Raw genomic sequence first — 22,762 nt, forward strand, 5'->3', positions numbered from 1 at the left:
CATGGTTACTGCTGCTGCTTATGCCGCGACGTCCGCTGACGGTCCCCTCGAGAAGACCACTGTCGAACGCCGCGAGCTCGGTCCACTGGACATTCTCATCGACATCAAATTTGCCGGCATCTGCCATTCCGACATCCACACCGCTCGCAACGAGTGGGGCGGAGCGAAGTACCCGATCGTCCCCGGACACGAAATCGCCGGCGTCGTCGCCGCCGTGGGGTCCGATGTCACCAAGCACAAGGTCGGCGACCGAGTGGGCGTCGGCTGCTTCGTCGACTCGTGCGGGGAGTGCGACGCCTGCACCGCCGGTGAAGAGCAGTACTGCCGCAAGGGTGTGACGGGTACGTACAACGCCACCGGCCGCGACGGCGAGCGCACTCAGGGTGGCTACTCGACGCACATCGTCGTCACCGAGCACTTCGTGCTCTCGATCCCGGAGGGCATCGAACTCGACGTTGCAGCGCCGCTCCTGTGCGCGGGCATCACCTTGTACTCACCGCTGCGGCACTGGAACGCCGGCCCCGGCAAGAAGGTCGCCATCATCGGTTTCGGCGGCCTCGGGCACGTCGGCGTGAAGATCGCCAAGGCGCTCGGAGCGGAAGTCACCGTCCTGAGCCAGACGCTCGGCAAGAAAGACGACGGGCTTCGCCTCGGCGCCGATCACTACTACGCGACCAACGACCGTGAGACGTTCAAGGCTCTTCGCGGCGAGTTCGACCTGATCCTCAACACGGTCTCGGTCAACCTCGACATCGACGCCTACATGTCCTTGCTTGCCATCAACGGCACTCTCGTCGAACTCGGCCTGCCCGAGAAGCCGATCGAAGTTCGAGCATTCTCGCTCGCCGCAAACCGTCGTAGCCTCGCCGGTTCCATGGTCGGAGGTATCCCGCAGACACAGGAGATGCTCGACTTCTGCGCCGAGCACGGCATCGGCGCAGAAATCGAACTGATCCCGGCGAGCGACATCAACGACGCTTACGAGCGCGTGATCAAGAGCGACGTCCGATACCGATTCGTGATCGACACCGCAACGATCTGACCCGCCCGGTCCTGCTCAGTCGAATTGTTCGCGGAGCTCAGTCGAGTTGCTCGCGAAGATTACTCAATGTCTTCGCGAGCAACCTCGACACGTGCATCTGGGACACACCGACTTTCTCGGCGATCTGTGTCTGCGTCAGGTTTCCGAAGAATCTGAGCATCAACACCGTCCGCTCTCGCTCGGGAAGCTTGTCGAGAAGCGGACGCAACGCCTCGTGATTCTCGACGTTCTCGAGTGCTGCGTCGTAGTCACCGAGTGTTTCCACGAGCGGGAGATCGTCGGTGTGATTGGACGCGGCACCGTCGACCGAGACCGTCTGATACGCGTTGCCGGCGATCAAGGCCTGGGCAACTTCTTCGCGTTCGATCCCCAACGTCTCGGCCAACTCGTCGACGGTCGGCGCGTGCCCGAGCTGTTGTGACAGCTCGCTGATGGCCTGCCCGAGTTGGAAGTGCAACTCCTTCATCCGGCGGGGAACCCGCAATGCCCAACCGGTGTCGCGGAAGTGTCGTCGAACCTCGCCCATCACGGTGGGAACTGCGAAGGAGACGAAATCGGATCCGCGCGTGGAATCGAAACGGTCGACGGCGTTGACCAGACCGAGACGCGCCACCTGAACCAGATCGTCGTGTGCCTCGCCACGACCGTCGAATCGTCTGGCGATGTGCTCGGCCAACGGTAGGCATCTGGTGATGAGTGCAGTGCGCACTCGTTCGTACTCCGGGCTGTGGGGCTCGAGGGTCCGCAGTTCCTCGAAAACTGGTATTACGTCCCGATATTCGTCGGTGGACCGCCGACGCGGGCGTGACGGGCCGTCTGCGGAAGCGGTCACAGGCGCCCGCTGAGGGCCTTGGTGAACTTCATGGTGGTGATGTAGCCGACGCCGCCGAGGTTCTCTTCCTGGTCGAGCGAAATCGAATCGGTGAGTTCGGTGAGGATGTGCCACCCGAACGAACGCTGACTGCTGTCCTCGTACTCCGTGGTCGTCGTGGACACGGACACGTGCAATTGCGGCGGCGTGAAGACGAACCGACACACCAGAACCGAATCAGGCGCAGCGCGAACGATCAGATGCGTACAGATTTCGTCCATGGCCAGTTTGATGTCGGCGATGGCGTCGAGGTCGAAGTTTTCCTGAATGGCAACGGTGGCGGCCAGTGCACGCAAAATCGACAGCTGATCGAGAGTCGCTTGAATCCTCAACTCCACAACTGGCTGAGTCTGATCCTGATCGGGCTCGAGTGCGCTGAGGTGTGCCATAAGTTCTCCGGATCGTCGTACCAGGGGTCGCGGTGAAGTCTGGTGCCGAGAACGATACCCATCCCGACCTTCACAGTGACCCCCGAACACGAAATTTGGTCGATGGTGGTGCCGGGGTAAACGACACGATTCTGCTCACGACCGTTGGCGATCGCAACATCGGATTACCTCGCGGAACCGCAGACCAAACCACATTTTTGTTCGGAACACCGAAACGAATGGTCGCAACGCACTTGTGACGTCCGTCATGCTGGCGTACTGTTTCAAACCGAGGTTGAGCACACAGCCGATGAGGGATTTATCCGTATTTCTGGAGACCCGTTCATCGTGCGTCTCCTTCGGAGGTCCCTTCTCTTTTGCAGAGTGTAAACCGTTGCGGGATGGGAGAACCATGACTGTTGTTCCAGGATCATCTATTTCAGGCTTTACGAACGCGGCGAAGGGATCGGTAGACTACGGACCTCCCGCGACCGGGACAGCGACCGCATCGTTTCACGCGCACCGCATCAGTGCACACACCGCTGTGATCAAAGTTCGTGGTGAGATCGATCTGATGAGCGCCAATGCTTTTCGTGACTTCTTGACGTACCACGTGGCCGCGGACCGGACGCTGGTCGTCGATCTATCCGAACTCGAATTCATGGGGACGTGCGGCTTGTCCGTGCTGTCGGTCCTGTCGACGCGATCACGCGACGTGGGCGGCACACTCGCGCTCGTCTGCGCCCGCCCGGTGCAAAGGTTGCTCAAAGCAGCTGGTCAGGAGTCGATGTTTGCCTGCTACGAGTCGCTCGATCATGCAATCGGACTCGAAGAGACCCGACGTTTCCCCGCTTGATCACGCAGTTTCAGTCCAAGCTTCGTGAAATCACCTTCGTGAATTCAGTTTCGTAGAGCCCGTCAGCGTCAGTGCACTTCACTTCGGTGAGTGCCCTTGTGTTGGCGGGCTCTCGGCGGTGCTGTGACGCAGCGGCCGTAGGTGCGGACCACTTCGGTGGCGACGTGATCCCACGAATACGATTCGCACGCTCGGGCCCGGCTCTGCCGTGCAAACGCCGCGCCTTCGTCCTCGTCGTCGAGAAGATGGCGGACTGCGCGCGCGGTTTCCACCGGGTTGTTGACCGGGACCCGACGCCCGGTGAGTCCGTCGATCACCGTATCCCGCAGTCCGCCAACAGGAGTCGCGACTACGGGAACTCCGCACGCCATTGCTTCCAGTGCCGCGATTCCGAACGGTTCGTATCGAGGGGTGCACACGAGGGCGTCGGCCGATCGCATCAGTTTCGGTAGTTGGCGGTGCGGAACCCGTCCCAACAATTGGACTCGATCTGCGACGCCGAGGCGCTCGGCGAGCTTGACCAAGCGGATCGCCACTTCGTCGGTGCTCAGTTGCGCGACGGGTGGCCCGCCGATCACCACCAACTCCGTATCCGGCAGCGAAGCCAGCGCGGCGACGGCAACATCGAAGCCCTTCTGCTCCACCAGTCTTCCGACGCAGATCAATCGATGCGGTGCGGTTTTCTTCGCGGCGGGTCCCTCCGGGGTGAATGCTTCGGTGTCCACGCCCGAGGGCACCATCGTGGTCCGTGATCGTGGTGATCCCTGCCGGACCAGATCGAAGATTTCGTCCGAACTGGTCGCGATGACATGGGTTGCGCCCCTGGCGATCAACGGTTCCAGGTGAGTCCGCTCCGAGGGGCTGTCGTCGGCTGCTCCGAGGTGGCGGTGCGCCGCAGATCCCAGGGAATGGAATGTCTGAAGTACGGGGATGCCGAGCGATCGGGTCGCGAGTTCCGTTGCCACACCGGACATCCAGAAGTGCGAGTGCACCACATCGGGTCGGTCGGTACTCCACTGAGCGCGCAGAATGCTGGCAAAGGTTCCCAGGTGAGGGAGGATATCGGCATCCGGGAGAGCCTGCGTCGGGCCGGCCTCGAGATAGTCGACGGAGTACCCGGCGCGGGCGCGAACGCGGTCCGGCCCACCGACGTGGGCACGCCTGGTGAAGACGGTGACGTCGTGTCCGGCACGAACCAAGGCGGCAGACAGTTCGTCGACGTGCAGGTTCTGTGCACCGGCTGCCGAGCAGCCCACCGGTGCGAGTGGATCGGCGTTCACCGACACCATGGAGATCTTCAGCATTCGTCCGGGAGCCATAGCGGGCGAGTACTTCATCGGGTCCCCTCTCCACTTGATCGGTTCGTCTGGGGATACCCGGAGTCCGTGATCTGAACCGGGTTTCGACGCGGTCAGCGCTGGGCACATTCCAAACACGATGGCGAGGAGTGAGGTTCGATGACAGAACAAATGCTGGTCGACGCAACCGTCGGACTCGGGTTCGAGCGGTACGTACAACGGGTGGCGGTCGGTGTGGGGGCCGGCATCGAGCAGTGGTGTTGCAGGCGCGAGCACCCTCTGGAGGCTTACATCGCATTGGACCGAACTGTGCCGCGTTTCCCCGGGCGCGAGGTGGCTTTGCTGTGGGAGGAGACGTGCGGTTGGGCCCTGGCCGTGGAGACCAGATCAGGGGAGGACCTCATCGTTCTCGGATATCTGGGCGAACACGCAGTGCCGACCCCGGACGCCGTCGCCGATTTTGCCGCGACACTGGGCACGCGCAGCCCACACTGGGTCATGAACAGACCATTGGCGGATTCGGACGAGACCGCGCGAGAACTGCGGAGCTACTCCGGAAGTGCTTACGCCTGAACAGTATCGAGGTCCGATCGGCTCAGTTGACTACATCCAGGATGGGATCGAGAACCGGAGTCGCTGCAGCCTCGACGGCCGGATCGTCCATGAGCTTGAAAACGATGTGACCACCGAGCGCGCCACCGACACCGACCGCGGTGAGCCCCAGCACCGACAGCACTCGCGCCAGCGCGAGTGAGTCCTTTCCGCGTAGCCTGTACGACGCCGCAAAAGACCAGATCCCCACTGCATTCGACGCCGCGTGCACCAGCCCCACTCGGCGTGCGACGTCGCCACGTTCGGACCAGTCCAGCCATCCCGTCAGCAAAGCCGGCGGAGTCGAAACCAATCCGAGCCCGATCAGCCGTCGTGCAGTCTGCGGATCGCCTAGAACATCGAAGATCAACGAAGCCGTCCACGCGCCCGCGGGAATGGTCACGAGGGCAGGATGGATGGGATGCCCGACGGCGGCGCCGCGCAGAAGTGCCGCGACAGTGCGCGATCGGTCGGATCGCTCCGTGATCTCGAGGATTCTGCGCCTGAGGCCAGTGGACGGACCGTCCAGTCCGTGAGCGGATTCGATTCCGCGATAAAGAGTTCCGATGTCCATGTAATTCGGCTACCCGGCGTAGACGTCGGGAAACCTCGAGGCGGCAGTGTCTTGTCGACCGTCATGCTCCGGCGTACGGTCGAAACGAAAGAGATCCGACCGGAGGAGCGAACGATGAAGCTCAATCTCTTTGCAGCGTGGGCGTCGTATTTCCTGGTGCTGGCCACAGTGGTCTGCCTCGGCAGTTTTCTGGTGGCGGCAGGTTCAGGCCAGGGTGGTTGGGCATTGATCGCCGGCCTCGCCGGCGTCGCGTGCATCGGCCTCGCGGTAGCCCTGTACGCCAGTACTGTGCGTCACGATCACAAAGTGCACCGCGAATCCCCACACCTGTTCTGATCGGGCCTGCTTCTGATCAAGACTGTGCGAGTCGTGCCTTCTCCACCTCGATGTCGAAGTCGGCAGGGGGCCAGTCGAGATCGAGCTTTTCCAGAGCGTCGATCAGTAGCTCCGTGACCGCAATGCGGCTGTACCACTTCCGATCACACGGCACGACGTACCACGGCGCGTGCTCGGTCGACGTCTTGTCGAGCATTGCCTGATACGCCTGTTGATATGCAGGCCACAAACCGCGTTCGGTCACGTCGCCGGGGTTGTACTTCCAATACTTGTCCGGGCGGTCGAGACGTTCTTCGAGTCGCTTCTTCTGCTCGTCGAGCGAGACGAACATCGCGACTTTCACGATGGTGGTTCCGGCGTCGACGAGTTCCTTTTCGAACTGGTTGATCTCGTCGTAGCGCTTGCTCCAGACATCCTCCGGGACAAGATCGTGGACGCGCACTACCAGGACGTCCTCGTAGTGGGAGCGATCGAACACACCGAGATAGCCGCCGCGGGGGAGTTCCTTCTTGATCCGCCAAAGGTAGTGATGTTGCTTTTCCTCTTCGGTCGGGACGCCGAAGGCCGCGTGCTGAACTCCCGAAGGATCCACGTGACCGATCACGTGTCGGACCATGCCGCCCTTGCCTGCGGTGTCCATTCCTTGCAGGACCAGCAGGACTGAACGACTGTCCCCTGACCGGCCGTTGGCGTACAGCAACTCCTGCAGGTCGGACAGAACCGCGCCGCGCTCCTCGAGCAGACGTTCGCCGTCAGCTTTGTTTCCGGTGAATCCCGGAGTGCTGTTGCGATCGAGTTGATCGAGTTCGAACCCGGGCTCCGCCCGCAGGGTCTTGGCGGCCGGTGTTTCCCACAGCGAGTCTTGTGCCATGCCGAAAGAGTGCCACAGGATCGCGCCCGGCGGCTCGAAAGTTCGGTCTCGGGCGAGTCAGTCCTCGGCAGGCTTGACGAGGGGATGCGGAACCGACTTGAACTTGGCCGGTGATCCGTTGACCGCCGCTATGCCGGTGATGCCGCCCCACGTCATCATCGTGAGGTAGTCGATCAGCGATTCTGCGGACATCGACTTGTTGGAGATCCACCAGTGCGTCGCGAGCTGAATTCCGCCGACGATCCCGAACGCCCACGGCAGCGAACCGCCGGAATCCATCTCCATCTCGCGAAGACGATTGCCCAACACCGTGGAGAGCAATTCGGCGATCATGCGCTCGGAATCGGCAACGACGTCGCGGTTGGCGCCGGCGCCGTTGGCCATGACGTAGAGGTAGATGTCGGGGTCGGATGCCACCGTCTCGACGTATGCGGTGATGCTCGCCTGAGTGAGTTCGAAATCGTCGAGATCGCCACTGATCGCTTCGTAGATACGCGGCGACAGGATGGTCTCGACGTACCGCATCATCGTGGCGGTCGTGAGGTCGCTCTTGTCGGCGAAGTATCGGTAGAGCACGGTCTTGGAGACACCGATCTCGGACGCGATCTCGTCCATGCCGATCTCACGGCCGCGCGCGCGGATGGCGGCGATGGTGCCGTCGACGAGTTCCTCGCGGCGAGCGATCTTGTGCTCACGCCAACGACGCTTCCGACCGTCGGATTTCTCGGGCTTCGCATCAGCAACGACTGGGCCGTCTACCTGCTCGTTGTCCTGCACGGCATTCTTGGCCACGAGTCATCTCATATCTGTGGTGCGAGCCACGTCCGATCGGTCTACTTTCCGGTCCAGCTTAATGTCCGCGCCTTTATCTCGGGCACTCACATCCGCAGTTCGGGGGATTAGGTCCTGCAGAATCGGACTTCGTGTCGCTCGCGCTACGCCGCGTCACACCTTTCGGCACAATGGCGAGGGTGCAGCAACTGAGCCTCTCCGCCTTCGACGACGCCGCCAAGCGTCGGGACCTTCGCAAGATGAAGGTCTTCGCTACTGGCCTTCTGGGCTTCGCGACGGTGGTCTACATCTTCTGCCGGTGGCAGGAATCCCGCGGCGCCGGAGAGTGGGTCGGGTACGTCCGGGCCGCGTCCGAGGCAGGCATGGTCGGCGCGCTTGCCGACTGGTTTGCCGTCACCGCGCTCTTCCGTCATCCGATGGGCCTTCCCATCCCGCACACTGCCATCATCAAGCGTAAGAAAGACCAGCTCGGAGCCAGCCTGAGCTCATTCGTCGGTCAAAACTTCCTGGCTCCCGAGGTTGTGTCGGCCAAGGTGCAGCAGGCGCAGATTCCGCTCCGCCTCGGTACGTGGATGGCCGAACCTGCCAACGCCGCTCGCGTCGCCGCCGAGACGTCGACGGTCTTGCGCGGCATGGTCGAGGTTCTTCGCGACGAGGACATCGCCCAGATCATCGACAACACGATCGTGAAGCGTCTGGCCGAGCCCATGTGGGGACCGCCGATCGGCCGAGTGCTCGGTGAACTTCTCAAGGACAACAAGCAACTGCCGATCATCGAATTGCTTGCCGAGCGGGCACATCAGTGGGCTCTCGGCAGCCAGGAGACGATCGATCGTGTGATCGTTCGCGATTCGCCCGCGTGGTCGCCGAAGTTCGTCGACGCCATGCTGGGGGAGAAGATATACAAGGAACTCGTCGAGTTCACCTGGAAGGTCCGTTCCAACCCCGAACACGAGGTACGCCTCGCCGCCAACCGCTTCCTGATCGACTTCGCCGATGATCTGCAGAACGACCCGGAGACCATCAAGAAGGCCGAGGGGATCAAGGCCGAGATCATGGGTCGCGAGGAAGTGACGGGTCTGGCGTCGTCGACATGGCAGGTTGCCAAGCGGCTCATCATGGAGTCCGTCGACGATCCGAACAGCACCCTGCGGACCAAGGTCGCCGAGAACGTGGCCGGCTTCGGAGTCAGGCTGCGTGACGACGAGTCCATGCGTGAGAAGGTCGACGGCTGGCTGGTGCAGGGCACCAAGTACATCGCGGAGAACTACACCGACGAGATCACTGGAGTCATCAGTGACACCGTCGAGAGGTGGGACGCCGACGAGGCGAGCCAGAAGATCGAGTTGCAGGTCGGTCGAGATCTTCAGTTCATCCGTATCAACGGCACCGTTGTCGGCTCGATCGCCGGGCTGTTGATCTACACGATTTCGACGCTCATCTTCGGCTGAGCTGTCCGGTATGTGACGTCCACCACGAGTGCTAGCAGTAGTGCTTGCAATAGTTAGCACCCTCTCCTATTCTGGGAAATGTCCACTGGAAAGGGAGGACGCAATGCCAGCGAAGTCGACGAACTCCGATGACGGAGATCGTGAATCATCCGGTGCCGCAGCCGGAGCAAGCGACTTGGCAGCTCGCGTCGTCAGCTCTGCGGCACACGACATCGGGGGGTTCATTCGTGCACAGCGGGAAGCCGCCCAAGTTTCGATGCGCCAACTCGCTCAACTCGCCGGCGTCAGCAATCCGTATCTGAGCCAGATCGAACGCGGATTGCGCAAACCGTCGGCGGACGTACTGGCGCAAATCGCCAAGGGCCTTCGAGTCTCATCAGAAGTGCTGTACGTCCAAGCGGGATATCTCGAGCAACGCCCGCACAGTCCCATCAGGGACGCGGTGTTGGCCGAGACGGCCATCAACGAACGGCAGAAGCAAGTACTGCTCGAAATCTACGACTCGTTCTGTCGCGAGAACGAGTCGTCAAGACCAGCCGCAGCGCCCGATTTCGCGGAATCGGCCGCAATTCCAGACACCGAGACTTCACTAGGAGAACAAGATGACTGACAAGAACGCCATCGACAGCGTCAAGACCTCGCTCTACGCCGCCGTCGGCGCAGGCGACCTGGTTGTCCAGGCCGTGGCCGATGTAGTTGCTCAGGTTCGTGAGCGCGCCGAGAACACCCAGGGCGATGTCAACGGCCGTGTCGACGGTGCTCGCGAGAAGCTCGCTTCCGTCCAGGGTGACGTTGCCGAGAGCGTCGATGCGCTGCGCGAGCGTCTCGCCGGCCTGCCGTCCGAGCTGCCCGAAGAGCTCGCCGAGCTGCGCGAGAAGTTCTCACCCGAGGAACTCCGCAAGGTCGCCGAGGCATACCTCAAGGTTGCCGGAGACCTGTACAACTCCCTCGCAGAACGTGGCGAAGACGCAGTCGAGCGCATCCGCAAGCAGCCCGCAGTCGAAGAAGGCATCGCTGCTGCAGAGTCGGCACTCGGCGACGCCGTCGAGCTGACCGAAGACGCACTCGGAACCGTTGCTCGTCAGACGCGCGCCGTAGGCGAGCAGGCTGCCAAGCTGGCCGGCCGCGCTGCCGGACGCATCTCCGACACCGCAGAAGAGGTCGGCGAGAAGATCTCTGACGCCGGTGAGAAGATCGCCGACGCAGGCGACGAGGCTGCACTGAAGGTCCTCGACCTCGGTGACCAGGCTGACGAGGCTTCCAAGGAAGCTGCCGCTCGCGTGACCGCTGCTGCTTCCGACGTCCAGGAGCGCGCGACCACCGCCGCGAAGAAGGCCGCTCCGGTCAAGGCTGCACCCGCCAAGGCTGCTCCCGCCAAGGCCACCGCACCGGCTCCGGCCAAGAAGGCTGCTCCGGCCAAGAAGGCCTGATTTGCCCAGCTCCACCTGACGAAGGCTCCCTCACTCAGCCGAGTGTGGGAGCCTTCGTGTTCGTCGGGAACCGGATGAGAACTTAGGATGTAGTTGTGACTCAAGTCGATGGGCTAGTCGGTCTGATCTTTCTCGCACTCAAAGTGCTCGCATTGGTGGGTGCTGTCTACGCGATCGTTCATGCCGTCAGGCAGCGTCCTGACGCTTTCACCGCGGTCAACAAATTGACCAAGCCGATCTGGCTGGGAATTCTGATCGTCGCGGCGTTGATTCTCTTGGCGACGTCCCCTGTCGGGCTCCTGGGCATCATCGCGGTCGTTGCAGTGTGCGTGTATCTCGTCGACGTTCGCCCGCGGGTGGACGACATTCAGCACGGCGGTTCTCGCTGGTAGTTTGCCGTACTCCCGCTCATTCCGAGCCGTGGTTCCCGGCTCATGGTGTGCTGCCCCACTCTTCTCTCCAACGCTGACAACGGGCGTTGTTCGAGTGATAGTGTCGGTTAACGGCAGTCACACATAGATTGCATCCGTCTGTCGTCAGCAGCAGTCAGGGGTAAATGCATGTCCAGTCGTTCGCGCACCACAGAGCTTCGAGTACTGGCAGGCGCCGTCGGAGTGGGAGCACTCGTCGCGGCCGTCGCTGGGATCCGTCATCGGCGATCCACGCGTGGGTTGACTCTTTCGAGCGACGTCGAGCCCAATGCACTCCTGAAGACTCCGACGCTCAAAGCTGACATCAGCGAACTGACCACCGACGACGGTGCGATCATCAATGTCCGGGCTTACGGTCCCGTCGACGGCGATCCGATCGTTCTCAGTCACGGCTGGACGTGCTCCACCGAATTCTGGTACCCGCAGGTCAATGCGCTTGCCGGCGAATATCGGGTCATCACCTACGATCAGCGCGGTCACGGCCGCAGCACCGTCGGCAATCTTCCGCTCGGCCCGGACGTCCTTGCCGACGATCTCTCTGCAGTGCTGGCGGCCACCGTTCGTGAGGACAAGAAGGCCGTCATCGTCGGTCACAGCATGGGCGGGATGAGCATCATCGCCTGGGCGGGTCGTCACCCCGACGAGGTCAAGAAGTACGCGTCGGCGGTCATGCTCGCGAGCACCGCGAGCGAAAGGTTGATCGCCGAGACCACGGTCATCCCACTGCCCAATCGTTTCCCTCGCGTGCCGGTCCCCGTGGGCCGCGCCATCCTCAGTTCGCCCGTTCCGTTCGTCTCCTCGGGCGCCATGACGAAGGCGATCCAGTACGTCTCGATGTCACCGAACGCGACCAAGGCCGAGATTCAGTTCTGCGAGAACATCGTTCGTGAGTGCAAGCCCCGCATCCGTGGAGGTTGGGGAGCAGCGCTGAGCACCCTCGACATTCACGAGGGACTCGACAATCTCGAAGTGCCGACCACCGTGCTCGTCGGTTCGCTCGACCGACTCACTCCGCCGGTCCATGCGCGCAAGCTTGCGCAAGTCCTCGACGACGCCGGCAACCTCGAACGGTTGATCGTGTTGCCGGGCGTCGGTCACATGTCGTCGATCGAGAACATCGACGAGTTCGACAAGGAAATCGTGCGACTGCGCAATCTCTAGCGCGCGGTGACTCCGAATCTGCGTAGTTCGAGAGCCGGATTCTTCATCCGAACCTCCGCGATTCGTTCGAGGGAGACGGTTGCAGTCGCCATACCCACGCGTTCTCCCAGAGATGCGACGATGACGCCCATCGGATCCACAATCATGCTCGCGCCTGATCCCGCCGGTGCGCATTGGTCGGCCGCCGCGACGTAGATCGTGTTCTCGATCGCGCGGGCGCGGACGAGAGTTGTCCAGTGATCTTCCTTCAACGGACCGGGCACCCACTCTGCCGGGAGGAGGAGAACGTCGGCGCCTGCATCGACGATCCGTCGTGTCGTTTCCGGGAAGCGAAGGTCGTAGCAAGTCTGAAGACCGAACCGGACGTCTTCCACGACAAAGGTTTCGGGGTCGTGAATCTCACCGGCACGGACGACGTCCGATTCCTTGTAACCGAAAGCGTCGTACAGGTGCAGCTTTCGGTAGATCGCAACGACACCGAGTTTCGGGGCCAGGGCGACCAAGGTGTTCGAGATCTTGTCGGAGCCCGTAACTGCCTCGTTGATCCCGGCGACTATGTGAATACCGAGAGTTGTTGCGAGGTCTGCCAGTGCTGAGACGAATTCGCCGTCGAGCGACTCGGCGGTCAAGACGAAACGTGAGTCCATGCTCGGAGCCGTGAACATCGCGTACTCGGGAGCGACCACGATGCGAGCACCGGATTCCGCCGCTTCGCTTGCCAGTTTCGTGAGTTGCTCGAGATTCGACTGCTTGTCGAGTCCTGGGGCGTACTGTGCGATTGCTACGTCGACCATGTGGTTGTGCCTTTCTGGGCTTGGGGCGCCGGCATTCTCTCGATCTTGCCGAGCACCACGGTGTAACAGAAGATTCCGCCGATGAGTACCGCACCGGTCGCGATGAACGCGCCGGCGAACGAACCGGTGGCGTCGACCACCATGCCGGTCACGATGGGCGCCGCGATTCCGAGCAGATTCGCCACGAAATTGACGATGCCGCCGAGCGACCCGGTGTATCCCTCCGGCGCGATGAGCGCCACGATGGACGAACCTGCGGGGACCGACACTGCCAGTCCTGCGGCTCCGATCGAGAGGAAGATCAGGGCGACTGCGATCGATCCCGCGTATGCCGCTCCCGTGACAGCAAGTGATGCCAGGAGGCTGACCACGAGGACCGTACGGCGGACCTTGGTGACGTCACCCGTTTTGGCCAACCACCTGTCCATCAGGATGCCGGCGATGAGGAACTGTGCGATCACGGCGACGAGCCACGGGATCATCGTGTAGATGCCGCCCTTGAGGAGGTTGACCCCGAAACTTTTCTCCAGGTAGGCGGGGAGCCAGGTCAAGAGCACGTAGTAGGCGTACGTATAGGACGCGTACCCGAGTGCGAGTCCCCAAGTCTTGCGTCGCCGCAGGAGGTAGCCCAAACCATTGAGCGAACCGCTGGTTTCTGCGTCCTCGTCTTCGGCGCCGCCCTCGCGGATGTAGTCGAACTCCGCTTGGCTCAGCCGACCTTTCGCCAGTGCCTCTTTGGGCGTCAGATACAGCAGCCACCAAATCGCGAGGTAGGCCACGGAGAGGATGCCGGTGAAGATGAAGGCCGCGTGCCAGCTGAACGTCGTGACCAAGAACGCCATGATCGGGATGCCGATCACGTTCGAGATCTTGGCGCACCCGTCGAAGATGGACGTCGCGGTCCCGCGCTCCTGCTTCGGGAACCATTGGCCGATTGCTTTCCAGCCGGCCGGGACAGTAGGCGCTTCGCCGACACCGAGGACGAGTCGGGCGACCAGGAGCATTCCCAGTCCACCTGCCGCAGCGGAGGCGAACGACGCCACGGCCCAGAGAAAAGCGGCAGCTCGATTGACCCACCGCACGCCGATGCGGTCGATGAACGAACCGATCGGCATCTGGAGCATGGCGTACGTCCACAGGAACGCGGACGAGACCATTCCCATTTGCGAAGCGCTGATGTCGAAGTCGCGCATGATCTCCGGTGCGGCAATGGAGAGGTTCACGCGGTCGATGTAGTTGACGAACATGCCGACGCCGAGAACTCCGGCGATACCCCAACGGGCACGGCCGATCTTCGGCGGGACGGCCGCCTTTATCGGTGACGAGCCGGGTTCCGAGGTTTGTGTTGTCATCGAGACTCCCGAATCCGAGTGATCTGATCGAGCGGTCCGGCAAAGCCGGCAGCGAGGGCACCGTGCTGCATGATCAACGCCATCTGATCAGCGCCGTGTCGGACTGCAAATTCTTTCTCTTCCACGCTCCACGCCGGCAGTACCCACGGCTTGCCTGCTTCGGCTGCCGCTGCGGCAACGATAGCGAGGTCGGCAAAATCGCCCTCGTTACGTGTGTATGCACCGCGTTCTCGGCGCAGCGAAAGATCAGACGGGCCCACGAAGACGCCGTCGACGGTGTCCAGTGCCAGGATGTCTGCGATGTTCTCGATTGCTCCGGCATCCTCGATCATCGGGTAGCAACGGGTGAAGGTGTCCTGGCGACGGACCCAGTCGTCGGTGAAACCGCCGTAGTTGGTCGTGCGCCCGCCGGCGAAACTACGGTCGCCTAGCGGTGGGAATTTGGCGAACGCAGTGACTTCCTTTGCATGGGAAGCATTTTCGATGTGCGGAATGACAACGGCAGTGGCGCCGAAGTCGAGAGCCTGCTGAATGGGTCCGCGCTCGGGTCCCAGTACTTTCGCGAGGACCTCCATTTCCAGGCCGCGAAGGAAGGGGATGAATCGCTCGAGGTCGGCAAGGTCGAACGACCCGTGTTCGATGTCGAGGATCACCGCGCCGTAGCCGAGCCCGCGCGCGATTTCTGCTGCGGCAAAGCTTGGATCGGACAGCCAGATCGCGTGACGGCGGTCGGCGGGAGTGCTGAACATGCTGGTGGGCTCCTTGGCAGTAGGGATTTTACGACTGATCTGATCGGTGTGACGACCCGCACAGCTGTCGTATACGTCATGTATACACAGTGAATACTTGGTGTGTCCAGAGTCGGTATGATGAATTTGTTACAAGTTCGTCAACCCGGCGGACGCCAGTGCGAAGGGATTGTGATGTCGACACCGGCAACTGCCGACCCGTCAGCCGCCCAGGGGCCGGCACGCGACCGTGTCTACGTCTGGTTGCGGGACGAGATCATTCGTGGATCGATCGAGGGCGGCCGATTCCTGGACGAGCTGTGGGTCTCCGGAACCATGGGAGTGTCCCGAACACCGGTCAGAGAGGCATTCCATCGGCTCGCCGCCGAAAAGTTCATCACCCTCCTGCCGCGCAAGGGTGCGCAGGTACGAACGGTGACGGCCCGAGAGCTCGAAGAGGTCTACCAGAGCCGGCAACTGATCGAGGGTCACGCGGTGACTGTGCTGTGTGCCCGAGGCTTCGGCGCACCGACGTCGATGATCGAGCTGATCGAACCGATGGAAGCAGCAGGGCGCGAACGTGATTGGTTCGAGGTTTCCGGTCTCGACCGGCAGTTCCATCTTGCGATGGTCAGAGCTGCTCAGAACTCGGTACTGACCGAACTCTACGAGTCGCTGCGGTCACGGCAGCAGAGAGTTGCGGTGCGCGCACTCAACGTGGGACCGCACCGCCTCGACACGATCAATGCCCAGCACCGCGCCTTGGTTGCGGCGCTGGACGAATCCGATGCAGACAAGGCTCTCGAAATTCTGGCCGCACATCTCCGGCCGGTACCGGAGGTCCTTGCCCTCTTGCCTGCTGATCAGCCTTAGCTGAAGACGACCGTCTTGCGCCCGTGGACCAGCACACGATCCTCGAGGTGCCAGCGCAGTCCGCGGGAGAGCACGAGCTTTTCGATGTCTCGACCCTGACGGACCATGTCGGCGACATCGTCGGCGTGGTCCACACGGATCACGTCCTGCTCGATGATCGGACCGGCATCGAGTTCGGCGGTCACGTAGTGGCAGGTGGCGCCGATCAACTTCACGCCGCGGGCGAACGCCTGGTGATAGGGGCGGGCACCGATGAACGACGGCAAGAAGCTGTGGTGAATGTTGATCGCGCGCCCGGCCCAGTGCTCGCACAGTGATTCGGGCAGCACCTGCATGAATCGGGCAAGAACCACGGCGTCGGGATTGTGAGCGTCGACCAGGGCGCGGACCTTCTCGAAGGACGGTCCCCGTTCTGCCGGGTCCTTGGCGAACGGAACATGGTGGAAGTCGATCCCGTGGCGCTCGGTGACACTGCGCAGATCTTCGTGGTTTCCGATGACGGCGCTGATTTCTGCGGGGAGTTCCCCGCCCGCGGCGCGGCCAAGGAGGTCATGCAAGCAGTGACCTTCCTTGCTCACGAGCAACACGATCTTCTTGGGTGCGCCGGAGTCGTGAAGAGTCCACTCGGTTTCCGGACCGATCTCGGCCGCAACAGCTTTGAACCGTTCACGAAGCTCGTCGATGCTCATACTCACCGACGATGCACGGACCGCCTGACGCGTGAAGAACCATCCGGTGTCGGCATCGGCGTGGTATGCGGCCTCCACGATCCATCCACCGACGTCGGTGAGAAAGGTCGAGATGCGTGCGACGATGCCCGTGGTGTCGGGGCAGCCGAGGGACAGAACATAGCGACGATCATCGATCGATGGTGCAGCGGTCATGCGGCCTAGTCTCTCAGGTGCGGCTGCAGCGACGGTCGCGTGGTGGTGTGCCAAGCTTTCCAACATGTCTGAAGCTGCACTCACTCGTTCCCAGGTTGCCGCGATGGTGGACCACACTCTCCTCAAACCCGAAGCCACCGCGGCCGATGTGACCGCCCTGATCGACGAAGCACGCAGCCTCGGTGTGCTGGCTGTCTGTGTCTCGCCGTCGATGTTGCCGATTCGCGCCGAGGGACTTGTGACGGCGGCCGTCGTCGGATTCCCGTCGGGGAAGCATCATTCGCTGGTCAAGGGTGCCGAAGCGCGACTGGCCGTCGATCAAGGCGCAGCCGAGATCGACATGGTCATCGACGTAGGAGCGGCGGTCGCCGGCGACTACAGCGCGGTGTTGGCCGATATCCTCACCGTCCGCGAGGCGATGGGGGAGAGTGCGATCCTCAAAGTGATCCTCGAAACCGCAGCGCTGTCCGACGAGGCCATCGTCGAATGTTGCCGCGCAGCTGTGCGTGCCGGGGCGAACTTCGTCAAGACCTCCACCGGCTTCCACCCCGCGGGTGGAGCGACGGTCGAGGCCGTCGCACTGATGGCGCAGACGGTCGGCCCGGGCGTGGGAGTCAAGGCCAGTGGCGGAATACGTACGACGCAGGCAGCGCTCGACATGATCGCGGCCGGCGCCACCCGCCTCGGACTATCCGGAAGTCGAGCAGTATTGGACGGTCTGGCCGACTAGGTCAGCAGGCCGCAGCTGTCCGGAACCGCCGAGGTGTTCTGGTTGTTCGCGTCGGCGACGGGCATGGCGTAAGCGCCGCCCTCCAACGAGATCTGGATAGCGTCGTCGGTGACGGTCAGCTTCGTGGGCTTCATGTCCAGCGGGTAGGTCTGCAGGCTGTCGGTGAGTGTCTGGACGATGCCGTCGACCAGATCGGTCGGCAGACCCAATCCGAGAATCTCGGCGCCGACGGTCTGGACGTCGACCACACCGTTGGTGACGGTGGGCTTGACCGTGAGCTTCGCGAGCCCGACCGGACCGACGTCGAACGCGAGTGTTCCGGCGCTCGAGTCGGCGGTGACGCCGGAGACGAGCCCGCCGAAGGTCTGTTCCTGCAAGGTGGCGAGAATGCCTGCGGTAGACCAGGTGACGTCGGCGCTGGAGCTGCCGACGGTGCCGCTGTTGCCCGCCGAGGGCTGCAAGTTGATGTCGTTCACCTTCGCGTGAACCTGCATTCCCGTTGCGGGGCCGAACGAAGAGTCGTCACTGTCGATGCTGATGTACGGCACCTTCTTGTCGACTGCCTGCAGGAGTACGGGCTTCCAGCTCAACCCGACGTCGACCTGGGATCCCAGTTCGCTCTGGAACTGATCGGCCATGCAGGTCTTCACCTGGTTGCGCACGTACAGTTCTCCACCGACGAGCGCCGCGACGAGCACGGCGATCACCACGAGAAGGATGATGAGCACTCGGTTGCGCGGACGAGGGTTGTTCGCTGCGACAGTCATTCGCCAGATTCTTCCCGACGAGTCTGAACGAACTCTGTGAATACGCACTTCCTCATTCCTGTGATGCGCGACACACTCGCCCGTAGTCTGTTCGAAACGGCGTTTTCGACGGTCACCGGAGGTGGTCATGGCTTCGGACTACGAATCACTCGAGCTGCTGGCGCTGCGACAGTGCGGATTTGTCACGGCTCTCCAGGCATCCGAACTGGGTTTCGGTCTGGCGTTGATGGAAGAAATGACGGAATCCGGAACATGGACATGTGAGTGCCGCGGGCTTTTTCGCCTCGAACGCGTCAGACATACCGCCTTGGACGAGTTCGCGAAGTGGTGCACGTGGTTCGCCGGTAGCGCCACCGTCTCGCACTACAGTGCCGCAGATCTGCATGGCCTCGGGCACCTGCAACCTCGCTTCATTCACCTCTCCGCTGCGCACCCTCTCGCGGCGCCGACCCGCCAGGTAGCACTGCACCGACTGCCGCTCGCGGACGACGAGTGTGAACAGATCGGGCCCATCCGCATCACCACGCCTTTGCGTACCGTGCACGACCTCGCTTCCGGTGGAATTTCTCAAGTCCTGCTCAACGAAGTAGTCGCCGATGCGGTCGCGATAGGTCGACTGGACGCGCACGAGTTGTATCTCTCGTGTGAGAACGCGAGCGTCGACGTTGCTGTTCGGGTCGAGTTGGCTCTGGCCGCAAGCCTGTAGCCGAGAGAGATCTTCGAGGCTCCTGCGACCTTCTGGCATCACGCCCGAAATCGAATATGACGCCGATATCAGAGATTTGTAATTCGCTATTTTCGGGCGACTGTTTTGTCTTTAGCGCAGGTAAGAACGCATCCAGATGTGCGGTTCGGGACGTTCAGCCCACTGTTATTGCAGTTCGGCGATGTCGCCGATGAACTAAATCTGCGAAAAGCGTAGTTACTTTACAGTCAATGGGATAACGTCACGGCATCGAAAGCAGACGGACGCTTGTCCTGGACGCCTGTCTGCCCCGTTGTCGAGAGGGATCTGGATGTCCGTGAGTGGTGTTCGTCGTGTTGTCGGTGGGTTGAGTGTTTTTGCTGTTTCTGCGGGCTTCGCGGTGGTTGCGGGCGTCGGGGTTGCTGGTGCGGCTCCGGTGACGGCGGAGTTCAATTCCGACGGGTACAAGGTGACTCGGACGATCAGTAACGGGACGCCGTCCGAGGGTGATGTGATCACGTCGAAGACGGTGTTCAAGCGAACTGCCGCGGTTCACAATCTGTATGCGGTGCGCGATTTTCATCCGGCGTGTATGACGTATGTCGATGGTTCGGCGACGGTGAACGGTAGTGCGTTCCGTGTCAACGAGGTGGCTACTGATTCTGTTCGTTTGAGTGCGGGTGCTACGGAATGGCCGATGTGGGGTGGTGACGTCAAGACGTTCGAATTCCAGTATCGCGTCGGTGCGGATTGTGCTCGTGGTACTGATTTGTCGACGACGGTGCATTTCGACGGCACGGTGTTCGTTGACGACACGACAAATGGTCGTGGTCCGTCGATCAACGTTCAGAAGAACGTGTCGACGACCGCCGTGTCACCGGTCAGTGGCGCTCAGGTGGGGCAGCCGGTGACGCTGAGCGCGACGGTGACCGGTGGTGCCGACGGTGATTCGGTGGAGTTCTTCGACGCCGGTTCCAAGATCGGTGCGGGCGCGCTCGCCAATGGTGTTGCAATACTTGCCTGGACACCGACGACCCGTGGAGACCACTCGATCACAGCGAAGTTCGCCGACACGGCGCGTGCCGTCGGTTCCGCTTCGGCAGCGCTGATCGTGAACGTTTCGCAGGCCGATGCTCAGTCCAGTACGACGCTGGCGCCGATCTCGGGCGCGCAGGTCGGCAAGTCGACCAATCTCAAAGCGACTGTGTCCGCGTCGGGCACCGGTGGAACGGTCACGTTCAAGGTCGGCGGAACGGTGCTCGCTTCGGTGCCGGTGGCAGGCAACGGTGAAGCGACCTACGCCTGGGTTCCGACGGTTGCCGGTGCGCAGACCGTCGAGGCTGTGTTCTCCGGCAGATCCGGCGTCACTGGGTCGAGTACTACCGCGAATGTGACAGTCGCCGAACAGCCCGCCGGAACAACAAGCTCCACAACAGATCTCAGCGTAGTGGCGGGCCAGGTCGGCGTTGCCCAGACGATCTCCGCTCAAATCAGCCCCGCCAATGCGGGTGGCACAGTCACCTTCAAGGACGGCGAGACCGTCATCGGCACGGCTACGGTCGATTCATCCGGAAAGGCCAGCCTTTCGTGGAAGCCCGCAACTCAGGGACAGCGAGTTGTCGCGGCGGAGTACTCGGGTGCCGGCACGGTGACGGCATCCTCCGATCAGGTCTCCGTCCAGATCGCCGCACCCGTCGACGGTGAAGAACCAGGCAACGGCACCGGTTCGCTCGGCAGCCTCGGCAACATCTTCGGCTCCTAGCCGCCGACACCTGGTGGTGCCCCGCCCGCGTTCGGCGGTGGGGCATCACCCATTTCGCTCACTTCTCGAGAAGGAAAAGCTATGTCTGTAGGTTCTGCACGCCGTGCAGTTGCAGGTTTGAGTGTGTTTGCTGTTGCTGCGGGTTTCGCGGTGGTTGCGGGTGTCGGGGTTGCTGGTGCGGCTCCGGTGACGGCGGAGTTCAATTCCGACGGGTACAAGGTGACTCGGACGATCAGTAACGGGACGCCGTCCGAGGGTGATGTGATCACGTCGAAGACGGTGTTCAAGCGAACTGCCGCGGTTCACAATCTGTATGCGGTGCGCGATTTTCATCCGGCGTGTATGACGTATGTCGATGGTTCGGCGACGGTGAACGGTAGTGCGTTCCGTGTCAACGAGGTGGCTACTGATTCTGTTCGTTTGAGTGCGGGTGCTACGGAATGGCCGATGTGGGGTGGTGACGTCAAGACGTTCGAATTCCAGTATCGCGTCGGTGCGGATTGTGCTCGTGGTACTGATTTGTCGACGACGGTGCATTTCGACGGCACGGTGTTCGTTGACGACACGACGAATGGTCGTGGTCCGTCGATCAACGTTCAGAAGAACGTCTCGACGACGACGCTGTCACCGACCAGTGGCGTGAAGTTGGGACAACCTGTTCCGTTGAGCGCGACGGTGACCGGTGGTGCCGACGGTGATTCGGTGGAGTTCTTCGACGGTGCCACCAAGGTCGGTGCGGGCGCGCTCGCCAATGGTGTTGCAACGCTTGCCTGGACACCGGCTGACGTCCGAACCCACAGCGTGACGGCCAAGTATCTCGGTAATGCAAAGGTGGCGACCTCCACGTCGTCGGCTGTCGACGTCGTAGTGTCCGAAGCGGACAAGAGCACTGCAACCGCGATCACCGGTCCCGCAAGTGCAGTTGCAGGTGAGTCCGTGACCGTCGAGGCTACGGTGTCGCCCACTCCGGCGGGTGGCACGGTGCAGTTCAAGGACGGTGCAACCGACCTCGGCGGCGCCGTTCCCGTCGATGCCAACGGCAAGGCTTCGCTGACGAATTCCTATGCAGTCGGAGCGCATTCGATCGTGGCGGTGTACTCCGGTTCCGGTGTCTACCAGACTTCGACGTCGGCGCCACATGCGTTGACAGTCGCTCCGGTGGTGGTCGAGGAGAACACAACGACTACCCTCGTCGGCCCGTCGACAGGTTCGACAGGGGAGGCCTTGTCGTTCACTGCCTCCGTCTCGACCGGTGCTGCAGGCGGAACCGTGCAGTTCAAGGAAGGTGGCAGGGATCTGGGATCCCCGGTTCCCGTGGACGCCTCGGGTAAGGCAACAACCACGCCGACCTTCAACGTGGCGGGTGAGTACAGCATCACCGCAGTGTTCTCGGGTTCGGGTAACTACCTGGGCTCGACATCGAACGCCCAGACCGTGAACGTCAAGGCGCCGGCTCCCACCGACCAGCAGACCCAGACGGTCTTGACCGTTCCGGCGGATGCAAAAACCGGTACGGCAGTTGGTCTGTCGGTAACCGTCACGCCGACGCCGGTGGGCGGCACAGTGCAGTTCAAGGACGGCTCGGGCAATCTCGGCTCGCCGGTGCCGGTCGTCGAGGGCAAGGCGTCGATCATGCACGAGTTCGCGAGCGTCGGCACGCATGACATCACGGCCGTGTACTCGGGTGCCGCGGGATTCCTCACCTCTACCTCGGCTGCTCAGTCGGTTTCGGTCACGGCTCCGGCCGCGGAGGATCAGGAAACGTCCATCACCGTGAGCGCTCCGGCGTCAGCGGTCAAGGGCGCGAAGGTCGATCTTGTTGCGGCAGTGGTACCTACGCTCAGCGCAGGAACGGTTCAGTTCATGGACGGAACCACCCCGATCGGTGGACCAGTTGCGGTGGTGAACGGTAAGGCCACGCTCTCGCACACCTTCACTGAACTCGGAGATCGCCGAATCACCGCGGTGTTCAGTGGAACTGACGGCTATCTCGGTTCCGAGACCCAGGCAGCAGTCACCGTCAAGGTGACGGCAGCGTCCGACGGCGGCGATCCGGGCAACGGCGGCAGTTCGACCGGTTCACTGGGAAGCCTGGAAAACATCTTCGGGTCCTAG

The 22,762-nt window shown here is 62.1% G+C and carries 25 protein-coding genes; 14 read left to right on the forward strand and 11 right to left on the reverse strand.

The features are described 5' to 3' along the window. Window position 1 precedes the first annotated feature (1 nt). A complete protein-coding gene (locus PCS43_RS21120; protein ID WP_003941488.1) occupies window positions 2-1,042 on the forward strand; it encodes an NAD(P)-dependent alcohol dehydrogenase in 1,041 nt (346 codons plus the stop codon). Between the two features lie 37 nt (window positions 1,043-1,079). Here PCS43_RS21120 and PCS43_RS21125 read toward each other — a convergent pair whose 3' ends face one another. Both PCS43_RS21125 and PCS43_RS21130 read right to left on the reverse strand, forming a co-directional pair. Next, window positions 1,080-1,874, reverse strand: coding sequence for an RNA polymerase sigma factor SigF (locus PCS43_RS21125; RefSeq protein ID WP_003941515.1), 795 nt, complete (start codon window positions 1,872-1,874; stop codon window positions 1,080-1,082). After that, entirely contained in the window at window positions 1,871-2,302 is a 432-nt protein-coding gene (locus PCS43_RS21130) for an ATP-binding protein (protein WP_003941553.1), read from the reverse strand. The genes PCS43_RS21125 and PCS43_RS21130 overlap by 4 nt, the downstream gene beginning before the upstream one ends. A gap of 391 nt (window positions 2,303-2,693) precedes the next feature. Between PCS43_RS21130 and PCS43_RS21135 the strand changes: the two genes are divergently transcribed. Continuing rightward, on the forward strand, window positions 2,694-3,137 hold the full coding sequence (locus tag PCS43_RS21135; RefSeq protein ID WP_007735372.1) for an STAS domain-containing protein: 444 nt from the start codon (window positions 2,694-2,696) through the stop codon (window positions 3,135-3,137). A gap of 68 nt (window positions 3,138-3,205) precedes the next feature. Here the strand turns inward: PCS43_RS21135 and PCS43_RS21140 are convergent, their stop codons facing one another. After that, window positions 3,206-4,474: a glycosyltransferase gene (locus PCS43_RS21140; RefSeq protein WP_003941555.1), complete on the reverse strand. Its 1,269-nt coding sequence runs from the start codon at window positions 4,472-4,474 to the stop codon at window positions 3,206-3,208. Between the two features lie 120 nt (window positions 4,475-4,594). Here PCS43_RS21140 and PCS43_RS21145 point away from each other — a divergent pair, with 120 nt between their 5' ends. Continuing rightward, window positions 4,595-5,008, forward strand: a complete 414-nt coding sequence (locus tag PCS43_RS21145) for a DUF6292 family protein (protein ID WP_003941464.1) — start codon at window positions 4,595-4,597, stop codon at window positions 5,006-5,008. Window positions 5,009-5,030: 22 nt separating this feature from the next. Here PCS43_RS21145 and PCS43_RS21150 read toward each other — a convergent pair whose 3' ends face one another. Beyond that, window positions 5,031-5,600, reverse strand: coding sequence for a DUF2231 domain-containing protein (locus tag PCS43_RS21150; protein WP_209907984.1), 570 nt, complete (start codon window positions 5,598-5,600; stop codon window positions 5,031-5,033). Between the two features lie 114 nt (window positions 5,601-5,714). On the opposite strand from PCS43_RS21150, the gene PCS43_RS21155 reads away from it, so the two are divergent. Then, window positions 5,715-5,936, forward strand: a complete 222-nt coding sequence (locus PCS43_RS21155) for a hypothetical protein (RefSeq protein WP_039973486.1) — start codon at window positions 5,715-5,717, stop codon at window positions 5,934-5,936. A 16-nt stretch (window positions 5,937-5,952) separates the two neighbouring features. Here PCS43_RS21155 and PCS43_RS21160 read toward each other — a convergent pair whose 3' ends face one another. Together PCS43_RS21160 and PCS43_RS21165 are read right to left on the reverse strand one after the other, a co-directional pair. Next, entirely contained in the window at window positions 5,953-6,807 is an 855-nt protein-coding gene (locus tag PCS43_RS21160; protein WP_047268875.1) for a polyphosphate kinase 2 family protein, read from the reverse strand. Window positions 6,808-6,864: 57 nt separating this feature from the next. Next, on the reverse strand, window positions 6,865-7,599 hold the full coding sequence (locus tag PCS43_RS21165; RefSeq protein WP_003941527.1) for a TetR/AcrR family transcriptional regulator: 735 nt from the start codon (window positions 7,597-7,599) through the stop codon (window positions 6,865-6,867). Window positions 7,600-7,769: 170 nt separating this feature from the next. On the opposite strand from PCS43_RS21165, the gene PCS43_RS21170 reads away from it, so the two are divergent. The 5 genes from PCS43_RS21170 (at window position 7,770) to PCS43_RS21190 (ending at window position 12,072) form a co-directional block, all read left to right on the forward strand. Beyond that, window positions 7,770-9,050, forward strand: a complete 1,281-nt coding sequence (locus PCS43_RS21170; protein WP_020968906.1) for a DUF445 domain-containing protein — start codon at window positions 7,770-7,772, stop codon at window positions 9,048-9,050. A 103-nt stretch (window positions 9,051-9,153) separates the two neighbouring features. Further along, window positions 9,154-9,660, forward strand: a complete 507-nt coding sequence (locus PCS43_RS21175; protein WP_003941483.1) for a helix-turn-helix domain-containing protein — start codon at window positions 9,154-9,156, stop codon at window positions 9,658-9,660. Next, window positions 9,653-10,480, forward strand: coding sequence for a heparin-binding hemagglutinin (locus PCS43_RS21180; RefSeq protein WP_209907986.1), 828 nt, complete (start codon window positions 9,653-9,655; stop codon window positions 10,478-10,480). Before PCS43_RS21175 ends, PCS43_RS21180 begins: the two co-directional genes overlap by 8 nt. A gap of 95 nt (window positions 10,481-10,575) precedes the next feature. Then, window positions 10,576-10,872 carry a DUF2516 family protein gene (locus tag PCS43_RS21185; RefSeq protein WP_003941505.1) on the forward strand — a complete coding sequence of 99 codons (297 nt, stop codon included), beginning with the start codon at window positions 10,576-10,578 and terminating at the stop codon, window positions 10,870-10,872. A gap of 168 nt (window positions 10,873-11,040) precedes the next feature. Then, complete coding sequence (locus tag PCS43_RS21190) at window positions 11,041-12,072, forward strand: alpha/beta fold hydrolase (protein ID WP_021333908.1); 1,032 nt, start codon at window positions 11,041-11,043, stop codon at window positions 12,070-12,072. Here PCS43_RS21190 and PCS43_RS21195 read toward each other — a convergent pair. From PCS43_RS21195 to PCS43_RS21205, 3 genes are read right to left on the reverse strand one after another with little or no spacing between them, the layout of a single operon-like run. Then, the gene (locus PCS43_RS21195; RefSeq protein ID WP_003941519.1) at window positions 12,069-12,866 is read right to left on the reverse strand and encodes a carbon-nitrogen hydrolase family protein; all 798 of its coding nucleotides are present in this window, start codon (window positions 12,864-12,866) and stop codon (window positions 12,069-12,071) included. The genes PCS43_RS21190 and PCS43_RS21195 overlap by 4 nt on opposite strands. Then, window positions 12,854-14,218 carry an MFS transporter gene (locus PCS43_RS21200; RefSeq protein WP_003941494.1) on the reverse strand — a complete coding sequence of 455 codons (1,365 nt, stop codon included), beginning with the start codon at window positions 14,216-14,218 and terminating at the stop codon, window positions 12,854-12,856. The genes PCS43_RS21195 and PCS43_RS21200 overlap by 13 nt, the downstream gene beginning before the upstream one ends. Beyond that, entirely contained in the window at window positions 14,215-14,967 is a 753-nt protein-coding gene (locus PCS43_RS21205; RefSeq protein WP_209907988.1) for an HpcH/HpaI aldolase family protein, read from the reverse strand. Before PCS43_RS21205 ends, PCS43_RS21200 begins: the two co-directional genes overlap by 4 nt. A gap of 174 nt (window positions 14,968-15,141) precedes the next feature. Here PCS43_RS21205 and PCS43_RS21210 point away from each other — a divergent pair, with 174 nt between their 5' ends. Next, window positions 15,142-15,819, forward strand: a complete 678-nt coding sequence (locus tag PCS43_RS21210; protein WP_050793986.1) for a GntR family transcriptional regulator — start codon at window positions 15,142-15,144, stop codon at window positions 15,817-15,819. Here PCS43_RS21210 and purU read toward each other — a convergent pair. Continuing rightward, on the reverse strand, window positions 15,816-16,703 hold the full coding sequence (gene purU / locus PCS43_RS21215) for a formyltetrahydrofolate deformylase (protein ID WP_003941509.1): 888 nt from the start codon (window positions 16,701-16,703) through the stop codon (window positions 15,816-15,818). The two genes, PCS43_RS21210 and purU, sit on opposite strands and share 4 nt — an antisense overlap. A gap of 64 nt (window positions 16,704-16,767) precedes the next feature. Between purU and deoC the strand changes: the two genes are divergently transcribed. Then, window positions 16,768-17,433 carry a deoxyribose-phosphate aldolase gene (gene deoC, locus PCS43_RS21220; RefSeq protein ID WP_047268935.1) on the forward strand — a complete coding sequence of 222 codons (666 nt, stop codon included), beginning with the start codon at window positions 16,768-16,770 and terminating at the stop codon, window positions 17,431-17,433. Here the strand turns inward: deoC and PCS43_RS21225 are convergent. Then, window positions 17,430-18,200: an LmeA family phospholipid-binding protein gene (locus PCS43_RS21225; RefSeq protein WP_058227464.1), complete on the reverse strand. Its 771-nt coding sequence runs from the start codon at window positions 18,198-18,200 to the stop codon at window positions 17,430-17,432. The genes deoC and PCS43_RS21225 overlap by 4 nt on opposite strands. 127 nt (window positions 18,201-18,327) lie before the next feature. Here PCS43_RS21225 and PCS43_RS21230 point away from each other — a divergent pair, with 127 nt between their 5' ends. From PCS43_RS21230 to PCS43_RS21240, 3 genes are all read left to right on the forward strand, one after another. After that, entirely contained in the window at window positions 18,328-18,906 is a 579-nt protein-coding gene (locus PCS43_RS21230; protein ID WP_209907990.1) for a type IV toxin-antitoxin system AbiEi family antitoxin domain-containing protein, read from the forward strand. Window positions 18,907-19,216: 310 nt separating this feature from the next. Next, window positions 19,217-20,647: an Ig-like domain-containing protein gene (locus PCS43_RS21235; protein ID WP_064443309.1), complete on the forward strand. Its 1,431-nt coding sequence runs from the start codon at window positions 19,217-19,219 to the stop codon at window positions 20,645-20,647. 81 nt (window positions 20,648-20,728) lie between these two features. Beyond that, the gene (locus PCS43_RS21240; protein WP_209907992.1) at window positions 20,729-22,762 is read left to right on the forward strand and encodes an Ig-like domain-containing protein; all 2,034 of its coding nucleotides are present in this window, start codon (window positions 20,729-20,731) and stop codon (window positions 22,760-22,762) included.

The organism is Rhodococcus sp. C-2, from assembly GCF_027854095.1.
In the GTDB taxonomy this organism is placed as follows: Bacteria; Actinomycetota; Actinomycetes; order Mycobacteriales; family Mycobacteriaceae; genus Rhodococcus_F; species Rhodococcus_F qingshengii.

Excerpts from the sequence above, each read along its gene's own strand:
- PCS43_RS21120 (WP_003941488.1), top strand. The coding sequence starts at position 2 with ATGGTTACTGCTGCTGCTTATGCCGCGACGTCCGCTGACGGTCCCCTC.
- PCS43_RS21130 (WP_003941553.1), bottom strand. The coding sequence starts at position 2,302 with ATGGCACACCTCAGCGCACTCGAGCCCGATCAGGATCAGACTCAGCCA.
- PCS43_RS21135 (WP_007735372.1), top strand. The coding sequence starts at position 2,694 with ATGACTGTTGTTCCAGGATCATCTATTTCAGGCTTTACGAACGCGGCG.
- PCS43_RS21140 (WP_003941555.1), bottom strand. The coding sequence starts at position 4,474 with ATGAAGTACTCGCCCGCTATGGCTCCCGGACGAATGCTGAAGATCTCC.
- PCS43_RS21145 (WP_003941464.1), top strand. The coding sequence starts at position 4,595 with ATGACAGAACAAATGCTGGTCGACGCAACCGTCGGACTCGGGTTCGAG.
- PCS43_RS21150 (WP_209907984.1), bottom strand. The coding sequence starts at position 5,600 with ATGGACATCGGAACTCTTTATCGCGGAATCGAATCCGCTCACGGACTG.
- PCS43_RS21155 (WP_039973486.1), top strand. The coding sequence starts at position 5,715 with ATGAAGCTCAATCTCTTTGCAGCGTGGGCGTCGTATTTCCTGGTGCTG.
- PCS43_RS21160 (WP_047268875.1), bottom strand. The coding sequence starts at position 6,807 with ATGGCACAAGACTCGCTGTGGGAAACACCGGCCGCCAAGACCCTGCGG.
- PCS43_RS21170 (WP_020968906.1), top strand. The coding sequence starts at position 7,770 with ATGGCGAGGGTGCAGCAACTGAGCCTCTCCGCCTTCGACGACGCCGCC.
- PCS43_RS21175 (WP_003941483.1), top strand. The coding sequence starts at position 9,154 with ATGCCAGCGAAGTCGACGAACTCCGATGACGGAGATCGTGAATCATCC.
- PCS43_RS21180 (WP_209907986.1), top strand. The coding sequence starts at position 9,653 with ATGACTGACAAGAACGCCATCGACAGCGTCAAGACCTCGCTCTACGCC.
- PCS43_RS21190 (WP_021333908.1), top strand. The coding sequence starts at position 11,041 with ATGTCCAGTCGTTCGCGCACCACAGAGCTTCGAGTACTGGCAGGCGCC.
- PCS43_RS21195 (WP_003941519.1), bottom strand. The coding sequence starts at position 12,866 with ATGGTCGACGTAGCAATCGCACAGTACGCCCCAGGACTCGACAAGCAG.
- PCS43_RS21200 (WP_003941494.1), bottom strand. The coding sequence starts at position 14,218 with ATGACAACACAAACCTCGGAACCCGGCTCGTCACCGATAAAGGCGGCC.
- PCS43_RS21205 (WP_209907988.1), bottom strand. The coding sequence starts at position 14,967 with ATGTTCAGCACTCCCGCCGACCGCCGTCACGCGATCTGGCTGTCCGAT.
- PCS43_RS21210 (WP_050793986.1), top strand. The coding sequence starts at position 15,142 with ATGTCGACACCGGCAACTGCCGACCCGTCAGCCGCCCAGGGGCCGGCA.
- purU (WP_003941509.1), bottom strand. The coding sequence starts at position 16,703 with ATGACCGCTGCACCATCGATCGATGATCGTCGCTATGTTCTGTCCCTC.
- deoC (WP_047268935.1), top strand. The coding sequence starts at position 16,768 with ATGTCTGAAGCTGCACTCACTCGTTCCCAGGTTGCCGCGATGGTGGAC.
- PCS43_RS21225 (WP_058227464.1), bottom strand. The coding sequence starts at position 18,200 with ATGACTGTCGCAGCGAACAACCCTCGTCCGCGCAACCGAGTGCTCATC.
- PCS43_RS21230 (WP_209907990.1), top strand. The coding sequence starts at position 18,328 with ATGGCTTCGGACTACGAATCACTCGAGCTGCTGGCGCTGCGACAGTGC.
- PCS43_RS21235 (WP_064443309.1), top strand. The coding sequence starts at position 19,217 with ATGTCCGTGAGTGGTGTTCGTCGTGTTGTCGGTGGGTTGAGTGTTTTT.
- PCS43_RS21240 (WP_209907992.1), top strand. The coding sequence starts at position 20,729 with ATGTCTGTAGGTTCTGCACGCCGTGCAGTTGCAGGTTTGAGTGTGTTT.